This is a genomic window from Cellulomonas sp. HZM, assembly GCF_000708885.1.
Lineage (GTDB): Bacteria > Actinomycetota > Actinomycetes > Actinomycetales > Cellulomonadaceae > Cellulomonas.
Map to the genome: position 1 here is coordinate 147,192 of NZ_JEOE01000003.1, position 13,776 is coordinate 160,967.

The 13,776-nt window shown below is 72.0% G+C and carries 12 protein-coding genes; 4 read left to right on the plus strand and 8 right to left on the minus strand.

All coding sequences use genetic code 11. From position 1 onward, the window contains the following. Positions 1-43 precede the first annotated feature (43 nt). From AW16_RS0103400 to AW16_RS0103410, 3 genes are read left to right on the plus strand one after another with little or no spacing between them, the layout of a single operon-like run. Positions 44-979, plus strand: coding sequence for a metal ABC transporter solute-binding protein, Zn/Mn family (locus tag AW16_RS0103400; protein WP_029288222.1), 936 nt, complete (start codon positions 44-46; stop codon positions 977-979). Then, entirely contained in the window at positions 976-1,782 is an 807-nt protein-coding gene (locus AW16_RS0103405; protein ID WP_029288224.1) for a metal ABC transporter ATP-binding protein, read from the plus strand. Before AW16_RS0103400 ends, AW16_RS0103405 begins: the two co-directional genes overlap by 4 nt. Beyond that, the gene (locus AW16_RS0103410) at positions 1,779-2,696 is read left to right on the plus strand and encodes a metal ABC transporter permease (protein ID WP_051681631.1); all 918 of its coding nucleotides are present in this window, start codon (positions 1,779-1,781) and stop codon (positions 2,694-2,696) included. Before AW16_RS0103405 ends, AW16_RS0103410 begins: the two co-directional genes overlap by 4 nt. Here AW16_RS0103410 and galE read toward each other — a convergent pair. From galE to AW16_RS0103445, 7 genes are all read right to left on the minus strand, one after another. After that, complete coding sequence (gene galE / locus AW16_RS0103415; protein WP_029288228.1) at positions 2,683-3,672, minus strand: UDP-glucose 4-epimerase GalE; 990 nt, start codon at positions 3,670-3,672, stop codon at positions 2,683-2,685. The two genes, AW16_RS0103410 and galE, sit on opposite strands and share 14 nt — an antisense overlap. Then, entirely contained in the window at positions 3,669-4,925 is a 1,257-nt protein-coding gene (gene galK / locus AW16_RS0103420; RefSeq protein ID WP_034648071.1) for a galactokinase, read from the minus strand. The genes galE and galK overlap by 4 nt, the downstream gene beginning before the upstream one ends. Continuing rightward, positions 4,922-6,112, minus strand: a complete 1,191-nt coding sequence (gene galT, locus AW16_RS0103425; protein WP_029288231.1) for a galactose-1-phosphate uridylyltransferase — start codon at positions 6,110-6,112, stop codon at positions 4,922-4,924. Before galT ends, galK begins: the two co-directional genes overlap by 4 nt. A gap of 13 nt (positions 6,113-6,125) precedes the next feature. After that, positions 6,126-7,151, minus strand: a complete 1,026-nt coding sequence (locus AW16_RS0103430; RefSeq protein ID WP_034648074.1) for an ABC transporter permease — start codon at positions 7,149-7,151, stop codon at positions 6,126-6,128. Beyond that, the gene (locus AW16_RS0103435) at positions 7,148-8,116 is read right to left on the minus strand and encodes an ABC transporter permease (RefSeq protein WP_029288234.1); all 969 of its coding nucleotides are present in this window, start codon (positions 8,114-8,116) and stop codon (positions 7,148-7,150) included. The genes AW16_RS0103430 and AW16_RS0103435 overlap by 4 nt, the downstream gene beginning before the upstream one ends. Continuing rightward, a complete protein-coding gene (locus AW16_RS0103440) occupies positions 8,109-9,725 on the minus strand; it encodes a sugar ABC transporter ATP-binding protein (protein ID WP_081861436.1) in 1,617 nt (538 codons plus the stop codon). Before AW16_RS0103440 ends, AW16_RS0103435 begins: the two co-directional genes overlap by 8 nt. Positions 9,726-9,813: 88 nt before the next feature. Continuing rightward, positions 9,814-10,878 carry an ABC transporter substrate-binding protein gene (locus tag AW16_RS0103445; RefSeq protein ID WP_029288238.1) on the minus strand — a complete coding sequence of 355 codons (1,065 nt, stop codon included), beginning with the start codon at positions 10,876-10,878 and terminating at the stop codon, positions 9,814-9,816. Between the two features lie 406 nt (positions 10,879-11,284). On the opposite strand from AW16_RS0103445, the gene AW16_RS0103450 reads away from it, so the two are divergent. Further along, the gene (locus AW16_RS0103450; RefSeq protein ID WP_034648076.1) at positions 11,285-12,064 is read left to right on the plus strand and encodes a DeoR/GlpR family DNA-binding transcription regulator; all 780 of its coding nucleotides are present in this window, start codon (positions 11,285-11,287) and stop codon (positions 12,062-12,064) included. Positions 12,065-12,073: 9 nt separating this feature from the next. On the opposite strand, the gene AW16_RS0103455 is transcribed toward AW16_RS0103450, so the two are convergent. Then, positions 12,074-13,768, minus strand: coding sequence for an alpha-glucosidase (locus AW16_RS0103455; RefSeq protein WP_029288241.1), 1,695 nt, complete (start codon positions 13,766-13,768; stop codon positions 12,074-12,076). Positions 13,769-13,776 lie beyond the last annotated feature (8 nt).

Consider the following 13,776-nt stretch of genomic DNA (forward strand, 5'->3'; position numbering starts at 1 on the left):
CTGCCGTGCGGATCGCTTATTGCGAACTGCTATCGTTATCGCCATGCGAACGCGCCTCCTTGCCCCCGTCCTCGTCGTGACCGCCGTCCTCGCGGCCGGAGCGTGCTCGTCCTCCGGCTCGCCGGCCTCGTCCGGCTCGTCGGGAGCCACGGGGAGCGACCGCCTGCGGGTCGTCGCCTCGACCAACGTGTACGGCGACGTCGTCGAGCAGGTCGGCAAGGACCTCGTGGACGTGACGTCGATCGTCGACGACCCGTCGGCCGACCCGCACTCGTACGAGGCGAGCGCGCGCACGCAGCTCGCGTTGTCGAAGGCGGACCTCGTCGTGGAGAACGGCGGCGGCTACGACGACTTCGTCGACACCATGCTCTCGGCCCTCGACGACCGGCCGCCGGTCGTGAACGCGGTGGACGTCTCTGGCAAGCAGGCCGCTGCCGGCGAGGAGCTCAACGAGCACGTCTGGTACGACGTCCCGACGGTGCGCAAGGTCGCGGCACGGATCGGTGACGAGCTGGCCGAGCTGGTCCCCGAGCACGCCGACGAGGTGCGGGCGAACGTCACCGCGTTCGACCAGCGGCTGCAGGGCGTCGAGGACGCGACGGCGGACCTGAAGGCCGCGCACGAGGGCGCCCCCGTCGCGATCACCGAGCCCGTGCCGCTGTACCTGCTCGCGAACGCCGGGCTCGTCGACCGCACGCCCGAGGAGTTCTCCGAGGCCATCGAGGAGGAGACCGACGTGCCGCCGGCCGTGCTGCGCGAGACGCTCGCACTGTTCTCCTCGCGCCAGGTCGACGCGCTCGTCTACAACGAGCAGACGACCGGCGCGCAGACCGAGGCGGTGCTCGCGGCGGCGAAGGCCGCGCACGTGCCGGTGGTCCCTGTCACCGAGACGCTGCCGAAGGGCACAGACTACGTGTCGTGGATGACCGCGAACGTGGAGGCGCTCAGCACGGCGCTGAGCACGGCGCCGACCCGGTGAGTGCCGCACCCGAGAGCGCCCCGCTCGACCTGCGCAGCGCCACGCTGTCCTACGGCGAGCGCACCGTCTGGTCCGGACTCGACCTGCGGCTCGCACGCGGCGAGTTCCTCACGGTGCTCGGGCCCAACGGCTCCGGCAAGACGAGCCTGCTGCGCACGATCCTGGGCCTGCAGCCGCTGACGTCGGGCGCGCTGTCGATCATGGGGCGGCCCGCCCGGCGCGGCAGCCGGGACGTCGGCTACATCCCGCAGCAGCGACTCATCGACCCCGCGACGCCCGTGCGTGCGCGCGACCTGGTGCGCATGGGCATCGACGGTGACCGCTGGGGACCCGGGCGCAGGTCGCACCGAGCCCGGGTCGACGAGCTGCTCGCGTCGGTCGGCGCGTCGGCGTACGCGGACGCACCCCTCGGGCTGCTGTCCGGCGGCGAGCAGCAGCGCGTGCGCATCGCGCAGGCGCTCGCGACGCAGCCCGCCATCCTGCTGTGCGACGAGCCCCTGCTCTCGCTCGACCTGCGTCACCAGCACGAGGTCACCGCGCTGATCGACCAGACGCGCCGCGCGACCGGCACCGCGGTGGTGTTCGTGACGCACGAGATCAACCCCGTGCTCCCTTACACCGACCGCGTGCTGTACCTGGCCCCGGCAGGCCACGCCGTGGGCTCCCCCGACGACGTGCTGACCTCGACGCACCTGTCCACGCTGTACGGCACGCCCGTCGAGGTCCTGCGGTCGCAGGGCCGCGTCATCATCGTCGGCGGCGACGACGACCATCACCACCACCCCGACGAGGCCGACTCATGAGCACCGCGCTGACCCTCGTGGCGGCCACCACCGGGACGTCGACCGGCGACGACTGGTGGCACCGCCTGTTCTCCTTCGAGGACTACGGCGAGCTGCTCGGGCTCGTGCACAACTCGCTGGTGGCCGGCGCCGTGCTCGGCCTGGTCGGCGGGCTCGTGGGCGTGTTCGTCATGCAGCGCGACCTCGCGTTCGCGGTGCACGGGATCAGCGAGCTCTCGTTCGCGGGCGCGGCCGCCGCGCTGCTGTTCTCGGTCGACGTCGTCCTCGGCTCGGTGCTGGGATCGGTGCTCGCCGCGGTGGTGATCGGGCTGCTGGGAACTCGCGCGCGCGACCGGAACTCGATCATCGGCGTGCTCATGCCGTTCGGCCTGGGCCTCGGCGTGCTGTGCCTGTCGCTGTACCCGGGACGCGCTGCGAACAAGTTCGGGCTGCTCACGGGCCAGATCGTCGCGGTCGACGACACCCGGCTCGGGCTGCTGGTCGCGATCTCCGCGGTCGTCGTCGCCGGGCTGCTGGTGATCTGGCGTCCCCTGACGTTCGCGAGCGTCGACCCCGACGTCGCGGCGGCCCGCGGGGTACCGACGCGAGCGCTGTCGTTCGCGTTCATGCTCCTGCTCGGGCTCGCGGTCGCGCTCGCCGTGCAGGTCGTCGGTGCGTTGCTCGTGCTCTCGCTGCTCATCACCCCGGCGGCGGCCGCGACGCGGATCAGCGCGTCGCCCGTGTGGGTCCCGGTGCTGAGCGTGGTGTTCGCGGTGGGCAGCGCGGTCGGCGGCATCCTGCTCGCGCTGGGCGGCAACGTCCCGATCAGCCCGTACGTCACCACGATCTCGTTCGCGATCTACGTGGTGTGCCGGCTCGTCGGGAACCGCCGCACACGGCGCGGCTGGTCGCGGCGGACGGTCACCGCGGCCTGAGCGCCCGCTGCCGCGCGTGCCAGTCAGACGCGACCATCTCGTCGAGGTCGTGCCGCATCTGCCAGCCCAGGTCGCGCGCCGCCGCCGCGCCGGACGCGACGATGCGCGCCGGGTCGCCGGGTCGCCGCGGGGCGACCTCCGGCTCGAACGGCACACCCGTGACGCGGGCGACCGCGCCCATGATCTGCCGCACCGACTGACCGTCGCCGCTGCCCAGGTTGTACGCCGGCTCGAGCGCCCGCCCCTCCTCGAGCGCCCGAGCCGCGGCGACGTGTGCCAAGGCGACGTCGCCGACGTGCACGTAGTCGCGCACGCACGTGCCGTCCGGGGTCGGGTAGTCGTCCCCGAAGATCGTGGGGGTCCGTCCGTCCGCGACCGCTCCCAGCGCGAGCGGGAACAGGTTGTGCGGGCTGGTGTCGACGACGGTCTCGTCGCCCGAGCCGACGACGTTGAAGTAGCGCAGCGCGGTGTGGCGCAGCGGGCGGTCGTCGTCGGCCGTCGCGGTGGCCTGGTCGCGCAGCAGCCACTCGCCCACCAGCTTGCTCTCGCCGTAGGGCGACTCGGGCGTCGTCGCCGTCGCCTCCGTCACCTGCTCGACGTCGGGCGTGCCGTAGACCGCGGCGGACGACGAGAAGACGACGGACCCCACGCCCGCGGCGGCCATCGCGGCGAGCACGCTCGCGGTGCCCGCGACGTTCTGCTCGTACGTGTGCAGCGGGCGCTGCACGCTCACGCCGGCGTACTTGAACGCCGCGAGGTGCACGACGCCCTCGACGCCGTGCGTGCGCATCACGTCGGTGAGCGCGCCGGTCCCGAGCACGCTCGCACGCACGAGGGGCACGCCCCTCGGCACGAACGACGCGTGGCCGCTCGACAGGTCGTCGACGACGACCGCGTCGATCCCCTGCCCGACGAACGCCCGCACCACGTGCGCACCGATGTACCCGGCTCCCCCGGTCACGAGCCACGTGCTCACGGCGCGACCCGCTCACCGGCGCCGCCGCCGACCACCGTCAGCAGGCCCGGTTCGCGCCAGCCGTGCCCGCCGAACGCGGCGACCACGGCAGCGGCGACCTCGTCCAGGCGTTCGCGGTCGACGAGCGCGATCGCCGAGCCGCCGAACCCGCCGCCCGTCATGCGTGCACCGATCGCCCCCGCGCCCACGGCCGCCTCCACGGCCACGTCCAGCTCCGGGCAGCTCACCTCGTAGTCGTCGCGCAGCGACGCGTGCGACGCGGCCATGAGCGGGCCGACCTCGCGCACCCGTCCTGCCTCGAGGAGACCGACGAAGTCCTGCACGCGCTCGATCTCGGTCACCACGTGCCGCACGCGGGCACGCACGACGTCGGCGGGGACCACCTCGCCGTCCGGCAGCGTCGCGTCGTCCAGGCACGCGAGCGCGTCGTCGAGCCCCGCCGGGTCGACCTCCCGCAGCGATGCGACGCCCAGCGCGGCCGCGGCCGCCTCGCACGTCGCGCGGCGGCGGCCGTACTGGCCGTCGACCAGCCGGTGCGGTGCGCGCGTGTCGACGACGAGCAGCACCAGACCGTGCCCGGCGAGGTCGAACGGGATGCCGCGGCGAGTGCCGTCGCGCGTGTCGAGCAGCAGGGCCGTGCCCGCGTGCGCCAGCAACGCCGCCGACTGGTCCATGCCGCCCGTGCTGGCACCCGCGACCTCGTTCTCGGCACGGATGCACGCGTCCACGAGCACCAGCCGACCCTCGTCGGACGAGCTCAGCCCGAGGTCGAACGTGTCCGCGAGCGCGAGGCCGAACGCGGACTCGATCGCCGCCGACGAGGAGAGCCCTGCGCCGTACGGCACGCACGAGTCGACCGCGGCGCGGAACCCGCCGACCCGGTGGCCGGCCTCGCCGAGCGCCCACGCGACACCCGCCGCGTACGCTGGCCAGCCGTCGACCGCGCCGGGCCGGACCGACGCGAGCGGCGCGGACCAGGTTCCGTCCTCCTGCCGCGAGGCGAGCGCCACCTGCCCGTCGTCGTGCTCGTCGTCCTGATCGTCGCCCCATGGCGCGAACGCCACGTAGGTGCGGTGCTCGAGCGCGACCGGCAGGCACAGCCCGCCGTTGTAGTCGGTGTGCTCGCCGATGAGGTTGACGCGTCCGGGCGCTGCCCAGACCCCGGCCGGCTCGGTACCGAACGCGTCGCGGAACGCGTCGGTCGCGCGCGTCGCGCCCTCGTCGGTCGACCACGCCTCGATGGGCGCGCTCACGGTGCGAGCTCCTGCAGCCGGCGCGCGATCCGCTCGGGCGTGGTGTCGCTGATCCACGACGCGACGCCCGACTCGACACCCGCGAGGTACTTGAGCTTGCCCGGCGCGCGCAGCACCGAGAACACCTGCAGGTGCAGCCGCCCCAGCTCGCGCCCCGCGCCCGGCACGGCCTGGTGCCAGCCCGCGATGTACGGCAGCGCGATGGGCTCGCCCGTGCCGGGCTCGACGAAGAAGCGGTCGAGCCGACGCAGCACCTCGAGGTACGCGACCGCGAGGTCGTCGCGCTCGGCGTCGTCGAGCGCCGGCAGGTCCGGCACGTCGCGGCGCGGCGCGAGGTGCACCTCGACCGGCCAGCGCGCGGCGGCGGGCACGTACGCGACCCAGTGCTCGGTCTCGAGCACCACGCGCACGCCCGCGCGCAGCTCGGCCTCCATCACGTCGCGCAGCAGCGACCGGCCCGTGCGCTCGCGGTGCTCCGCGGCCTGCCGCAGGATCGCCCGCGTGCGCGGGGTCGTGTACGGCAGCGCGTAGATCTGCCCGTGCGGGTGCGGCAGGGTCACGCCGATCTCGCGCCCGCGGTTCTCGAAGCAGAACACCTCCTCGATGCCCGGCATCGCGCCGAGCGCCGCCGTGCGTGCCGCCCAGGTGTCGACGATCGTGCGCACGCGGTACGGCGTGAGGTCCGCGAACGAGGTGTCGTGGTCGCTCGAGAAGCACACGACCTCGCAGCGCCCCGCCGCCGGACGGACCGCCCACAGCGGGTCGCCGTCGAGGTACGTCGTCTCGTCGACCTCGCCGGGCACCTGCAGCAGCGCGGGGAACCGGTTCTCGAACACCACCACGTCGTAGTCGGTGTCGGGGACCTCGCCGTCGCTGTACCGCGCGCCGGGCCGGGCCGGGCACAGGGGGCAGCTGTCCGCCGCCGGCAGGAACGTCCGGTTCATGCGGTGGGTCGCCATGGGGATCCACTCGCCGGTCAGCGGGTCGAGCCGCATCTGCGGGCCGACGAACGGACGCTGCGAGCCGTCCTTGCGGGTGGTGGGTGCGAACCGGTCCCCCAGCGGTCGCGGGTCGTCGAGCCGTCGTGTGGCGGCGCCCGAGACGTACGGCTCGGAGTCGTCCACGTAGACCAGCTCGCGACCGTCGGCCAGCCGGGTGGCTGTGAACCGGGTGTGGTGCGACGTCACGTCTTCCTCCCGCCTACCGGCGCCGGTAGTTCAGCACGCGCTGCAGCACGACGACCACGACCAGGAACCCGCCGGAGACGACGTTGTTCCAGGTGGAGTCGAGCTGGAGCTGCACGATGTAGTCGTTGATGACACCGAGCAGGAGCACGCCAGCCGCGGTGCCGACCACCGAACCGGAGCCGCCCGTGAGCAGCGTCCCGCCGATGACGACCGCCGCGATGGCCTGCAGCTCGTAGCCCGACGCGATGATCGGGCTGGCCGAGACCAGCTGGGCCGCCTGCAGCATCCCGGCGAAGCCCGCGAGCGCGGCCGAGACCACGTACAGGCTGATCGTCGTGCGACGCACCGGCAGGCCCATGAGCACGGCCGCCGACTCGCCGCCGCCGATCGACTGGACCGTGAGGCCGTACGGCGTGCGCTCGAGCAGGACGTGGAACGCGCCGTACAGGGCGATCGCGATGAACACGGGGATGCCGATCGTCATCCACGTGCCCGTGCCGAGGTGCGCCATGAACGAGTCGGGGGCCAGCGAGTAGGTCGTCGCGCCCGCGTCGGTGAGCTGGTACACGAGCCCCCGGACCCCGAACAGGGTCGCGAGCGTGACGATGAACGGCGGGAGCTCCGCGACGCCGACGAGCAGGCCGTTGACGAGCCCGACCAGTCCGCACGCGAGGATCGTCGCGACGATCCCGACCGCGGGGCCGTACTGGTTGTTCATGTACACGCCGACGACGCCGCCGAGTGCGAACACCGAGCCGACCGACAGGTCGATCCCGCCCGTGAAGATCACGAGCGTCATGCCGATCGCGACGATGCCGATGTAGGAGTTCCCGAGCAGCGTGTAGCGCAGGTTGTCCATCGTGTGGAAGGACGGCCAGAGGGCCGACCCCAGGATCACGAGGACGAGCAGTGCCGCGAGCGCCGCGACCCCGCCCCGCTGCAGCAGAGCGGCCGCGCGAGCCGCCGGCCCTGCCGCGCTCGTGCCCGGTGCGCCGACGACCACCTCGGGTGCCGGCTGCTGGTCGAGTGGCGTGGTCATGCGCGCTTCCTCACTCGCTGGATGTAGACCGCGACCACGATGACGACGGCGGTGATCATCTGGGAGATCGCGTCGGTGGCCGAGTGGAAGATCAGGGTGCTGCGCAGCAGCTGCATGAGGATCGCGCCGGCGACGGTCGCCAGCACCCGCACGCGCCCGCCGGTGAGCGGCGTGCCCCCGACGACCACCGCGGTGATGGCGAACAGCTCGTAGTTCAGCCCGCTGGACAGCGCGTTGGCCGAGGTGATCGACGAGGTGTCCATGACGCCCGCCCACGCCGCCAGGACGCCGGAGGCGACGTAGACGAGCACGAGGGTCGGCGCGACGGGGACGCCCGAGAGGAACGACGCCCGGGAGTTGTCGCCGATCGCGAGCAGCCGACGACCGTAGGTGCTGCGCCGCATGAGGAACGCGACGATCGCGATCGCCGCGAGCGCGGCCCAGATCAAGCCGTCGATGCCGAGCGGCTTGTTCCCGGCGACGCCCAGAACCACCGGGTCGCTCACGCTCGGGTTCTTGCCCGCGAGGAGCAGCTGCGCGATCGACCGCCCGGCGAACAGGAACGCCAACGTCGCGACGATCGGTTGGACCCCGATGTATCCCACGAGAACGCCGTTGAGCGCACCGACGAGAGCGCCGCCGACGAGCACCAGCGCTATGGCGACGTACCCGTTCACGCCGGAGAACTGCACGAGCAGGCCGCCGGCGAGCGCCATCACGGCGCCGACCGACAGGTCGATGCCACCGGTGCCGATGACCATCGCCATGCCGAGCGCGACGACGATGACGCGCGTCGACAGGGTCAGCTGGACCTCGAGGTTGCTCCACGTCATGAAGCGGGGTGTGAAGAACAGGTTGTACAGGAGCAGCAGGACCAGGGCGGCGTAGACGCCGTTGTCCCGGGTCCAGCGCAGGACGCGAGCGCGGTCCCACGTGGGGGCGCTCGTCGCGACGGCCTCACTCATCGTCGGCACCACCCTCGTGCTGCTCGTCGGGGGCGGGCGTCTGCTCGTCGGGGGTGGGCGTCTGCTCGTCGGCAGCGGGCGTCTGCTCGGCCTCGTCGGTCTCGCCCGCGATCGCCTGCATGAGATGACGCTCGGTCACGTGGTCGTCGGTCAGCTCGTCGATGACCCGTCCCTCCTTCAGGACGACGATGCGGTCGGACTCGTCGACGAGCTCCTCGGCCTCCGAGGAGACGAGGACCACGGCGAGCCCCTGCGCGGCCAGCTCGTCGATCGTGGCGCGCACCTCCGCCTTCGCGCCGACGTCGATGCCTCGCGTCGGCTCGTCGAGGATGAGGACCTTGGGGTTGAGGCACAGCCAGCGCGCGAGCATGACCTTCTGCTGGTTGCCGCCCGAGAGCGTCCCGACCTTCTGGGCCGGACCGGTGGCTCGGATGCTGAGCTGCTTCATGAACTGGGCGACGATCTCGTCGATCCGCTTGTCGGACACCAAGCCGAGCCGGGACAGGCGCGGCAGGGCCGCGAGCGCGATGTTGTCCCGGATCGACATGCTCGGCAGGATCCCGGCCAGCTTGCGGTCCTCGGGGAGCATCGCGACGCCGGCCTCGATGGCCGCGGCGGGCGAGTTGCGCCGCACCGGGCGGCCGGCGACGACGACCTCGCCCGAGTCGATCTCCTGCGCGCCGAGCACGGCCATGCCGGTCTCGGAGCGACCCGCGCCGAGCAGGCCGCCGAGCCCGACGACCTCGCCCGGGCGGACCTGGAAGCTCACGTCGTGCAGCAGGTTGCGACGGCTGATGCCGCGCACGTCGAGCACGGGCTCGGCGTCAGGGTCGGGGCCTTCGCCCTCGGCGCGCTCGCGCCGGGTCTGCTCGAGCAGCTCGCGCCCGAGCATGGTCGCGACGAGCTGCAGGCGTGGAAGGTCGGCCATGAGGCCCGTGTGCACCATCTTCCCGTCGCGCAGCACGGTGACGTCCTCGCACACGCGGTAGAGCTCGTCGAGGCGGTGGCTCACGTAGACGATCGCGACCCCCGCGGCCTTGAGCCGCTCGATGATCGCGAACAGCGTCTCGACCTCACGGGCCTCGAGCGACGAGGTCGGCTCGTCCATGATGACGACGTTCGCGTCGAGCGCCACGGCCCGTGCGACCGAGATCATCTGCTGCGTGCCGAGGCCGAGGGACGCGAGCGGTGCGTCCACGTCCGCGTCGATGCCGTAGTCGGCGAGCAGGGCCCTCGCGTCGCGGCGCATCTTCTTGAAGTCGACCAGGCCGATGCGCGTGCGCGGCTCGCGGCCCAGGTAGAGGTTACGCGCCGCGCTCTGCAGCGGCACGAGGTCGAGCTCCTGGTAGATCGTGCTGATCCCGGCGCTCTGCGCGGCACGCGGCTCCGTGAAGGCGACCTGCTCGCCGCGGTGCAGCAGCGTGCCCTCGTCGAGCTGGTAGACGCCGGTGAGGATCTTGATGAGGGTCGACTTCCCCGCGCCGTTCTCGCCGATGAGGGCGTGCGCGCGGCCGGGCAGGACGGTCAGGCTGACGCCGTCCAGGGCCCTGACGCCGGGGAAGGACTTGCTGATGGACCGGGCCTCGAGCACCGGTGCGGTGGGCGGCATCGTCGTCGTCTCGCAGTCTGTCGAACGTGCTGGGGTGACCTGACGGGTCCCCGCGCCGCGGGCCGCGACGCGGGGACCCGAGGGCCGATCAGAACGCCTTGTCCAGGTTGTCCTTCGCGTTCTCAGGCGTGTACTCGTTGTCCTGGATCACGATCTTCGGGGCGACACCGGTGCCGTCCGCGAAGTCCTTGAGCGCCTGGAAGGCGAGCGGGCCGAAACGCGGGTTCGACTCGATCACGCCGTTGTACTGGCCGTCGGCGAGCAGCTGGACCGCGTCCTTGGTGCCGTCGATCGAGAAGATCTTGATGTCGGTGCCCGGCTTCTTGCCGGCCGCCTTGATGGCGGACACGGCACCGATGCCCATCTCGTCGTTCTCGGCGTAGATCGCCGTGATCTCCGGGTGCGCCTGCAGGAGCGAGGCCGTGACCGTCTGGCCGTCGGTCCGCGCAAAGTTCGCCGTCTGCTGCGCGACGATCTCCAGGCCGGGCGCCGTCTTGAGCTGGTCGACGAAGCCGCTCGTGCGGTCGGTCGTGACGTTGTTGCCCGACGAGCCGAGCAGGATCGCGACCTTGCCCGTGCCACCGGTCTGCTTGATCATCGCGTCCGCGGCGCGCTTGCCCTGGGAGACGAAGTCCGAGCCGATGAACGTCAGGTAGTCGTCGCAGACCTTCGCGTTGACCAGGCGGTCGACCGTGACGACGGGGACCTTCTTGGCCTTCGCCGCGTCGAACGCCGGCTGGAGGCCGTCCGAGTTCAGCGGGGCGACGATCAGCAGCTGCACGCCCTGGTTGAGCATGCCCTGGATGTCGGTGACCTGCTTGGCGATCTGGCTGTTCGCGTTGGTGTGGATCAGCGTCGCGCCCTGCGCCTTGGCCTCGTCCTCCATGGACTGGGTCTCGGCGATGCGGAACGCGGCGGTCTCCGGCTCCGACTGCGAGAAGCCGACCTTCGCGCCCTTGATGTCGATCTTGGGGTAGCCGAGCTTCTCGGCCGTGCAGTCCCCGCCCGAGCCGGAGCCGGTCGAGGTGGCCACGGGGGCGTTCGAGTTGCCGTCCGAGGCGTTGTCGTCGTTGCTGCTGGAGCAGGCGGACGCGAGCAGGGCCACGGCCGCGACGGCCGTCGCGACCCGCACCGGCGTGCTGGTGATTCTCATCTGACTGATCAGCTCCTTTGCCAAGGTCATCTGTGCCGGACGGCTCCCGCGCCTCCCGGCCGCTGCTCCCGCCGCGTCGGTGCGGGACGGAGCATTGCAATCGGTAGTGAACTCGGATCGAACAACTTCGTCAATCTTCGATCAGGTTTCGTCATCCATTCGTGACCTGAAGCCCCACGATCGCACGTCCCGACGCCCGGTCCAGACCGGTTTGCCCGGCATCTGACCCGTCGCTCGCGCCCGAACGACCCTCGCGACCCCGGTCGACGATCGTATTCGCTCACGTACGAACGGTCCGGAACTGCGCGGCTGACCTGGTCCAACACTGCGGCACGCTCGCGCCCGATCACGTTCGGCGGACTCGGACGTTGCCTACCGATCACTTTCGTGCACTACTCTGCGATCCATGTTCGCCGCTGAACGTCGCCACGCGATCCTCGAGCTCGTGCGCACCAACGGGACGATCGCGCTGCGCGACATCGCGGCGCAGGTCGGCACGTCCGAGGTCACGGTCCGCCGCGACCTGCGGCTGCTCGAGGAGCAGGGGCTGCTCGACCGCCGTCGGGGCGGCGCCGCGGTGCTCGGGGCGCTGTCCCACGAGCCGACGTACTCGCAGAAGAGCCACACCGCGTCGCTCGAGAAGCGCGCGATCGCCGACCTCGCAGCGTCGCTGGTGTCCGACGGCGACGCCGTCGTCCTGGGCGCCGGCACGACCACCGAGGAGCTCGCACGCAGGCTGCTCGGGCGTCGCGACCTCACGGTCGTGACGAACTCGATGCTGGTCGGCGCGACCCTGGCGCGCGCCGCCCACGTCGAGGTCGTGATGACCGGTGGCGCGCTGCGGGGCTCCACGTTCGCGCTCGTCGGGAGCGCCGCCGAGCAGTCGCTCGCGGGGCTGCGCGTGAGCAAGGCGTTCCTCTCGGGCAACGGGCTCACCGCGGAGCGCGGGCTCTCGACGCCCAACATGGCGGCGGCGAGCATGGACCGCGCGATCGCGGCCGCGGCGCAGGAGGTCGTCGTCCTCGCGGACCACACGAAGCTGGGGACCGACACGATGTTCCAGACCGTGCCGGCCGACGAGATCTCGGTGCTGGTCACCGACGACCGCGCGGACCCCGACCTGCGCGACGAGCTGCGCGCCGAGGGCGTCGACGTGCGCGTGGCCCCGGTGCTCGACGAGGGCTGAGCCGACTGCTCAGGCCAGCAGCACCGCGACCGCCGCCCACGGCGCGAGCACGAGGCGGTCGTCGAACGCCGCGTCCACGCCGTTGGTCGACACCACCTCGCCCGCCGCCCACGCGGCGTCGACCTCGACGGCTTGCGTCTCGCCCGAGAGGTTCGCCGCGACGAGCAGCCGCGTGCCGTCGAGCGTGCGCTCGTACGCGTACACGTGCGGGTGCTCGGCGAGCAGCATCCGAAAGTCGCCGTCGGCGACCACGGGCAGCGTGTGCCGGAGCTCGATCAGCCGGCGGTAGTGGTGCAGCACCGAGCCCGGGTCGTCGCGCTGCGCCGCGGCGTTGAGCCACGAGTGGTTCGGGTTGACCGCGAGCCAGGGCTCGCCCGTCGTGAACCCCGCCTGCGCGGAGCCGTCCCACTGCACCGGGGTGCGTGCGTTGTCGCGACCCATCGCACGGATGCCGTGCATCACCTCGTCGGGCTCGCGGCCCTGCGCGAGCGCGTGCGCGTAGTGGTTGAGCGCCTCGACGTCACGCAGGTCCTCGACCCCGGCGAACGGGGCGTTCGTCATGCCGAGCTCCTCCCCCTGGAAGACGTACGGCGTGCCGCGGTGCAGGTGCAGCACCGTCGCGAGCGCCGTCGCGGACTCACGCCAGAAGCGCTCGTCGTCACCGAACCGCGACACCACGCGGGGCTGGTCGTGGTTGTCCCAGTACAGGCTGTTCCAGCCGCGCTCCCCGAGCTCGGTCTGCCACCTGCCGAGCGACGCCTTGAGCGTGCGCAGGTCGAGCGGCACCGGGTCGAACTTGCCGCCCGCGCCGTGGTCGAGCCCGACGTGCTCGAACTGGAACACCATGTCCACCTCGGCGCGCGCGGGGTCGGTGAACAGCACCGCGTCCGCCCAGGTGACGCCCGGCATCTCCCCCACCGTGAGGTACTCGCCCGTGCGGCCCGCGAAGACCTCACGATGCATCTCGGCGAGGAACTCGTGGATGCGCGGGCCGTTGGCGTAGTGCGGGAAGCCGTCCCCGAGGCCCGAGTGCGTCGGCGCGCCGTCGGGCAGCGCCGGGTCCTTGGAGACCACGTTGATGACGTCCATCCGGAAGCCGTCGACGCCGCGGTCCAGCCACCAGCGCATCATGTCGTAGACGGCCTGCCTGACCTGCGGGTTCTCCCAGTTCAGGTCGGGCTGCTTGGTGTGGAACAGGTGCAGGTAGTACTCGCCGCTCGCCTCGTCCAGCGTCCACGTCGGTCCCGAGAAGAACGACTCCCAGTTCGTCGGCTCCGCGCCGGGCTCCCCCGGCGCGTAGCCCTCGCGGGCCGGCCGCCACCAGTACCAGTCGCGCTTCGCGGACGTCGGCGACGAGCGCGACTCGACGAACCACGGGTGCTCGTCGGACGTGTGGTTCACCACGAGGTCCATCACGAGCTTCATGCCGCGCGCGTGCAGGTCAGCAGTGAGCTCGTCGAGGTCGTCGAGCGTCCCGAACACGGGGTCGACGTCGCGGTAGTCGCTGATGTCGTACCCGTTGTCGGCCTGCGGCGAGCGGTACACGGGCGAGAGCCACACGACGTCGACGCCGAGCCGCTCGAGGTGGTCCAGCCGTGAGCGGATGCCCTGCAGGTCGCCGATGCCGTCGCCGTCCGAGTCCTGGAAGCTGCGCGGGTACACCTGGTAGACGACGGCTGACTTCCACCACGGGTCGGTGCGCATGGCCTCAT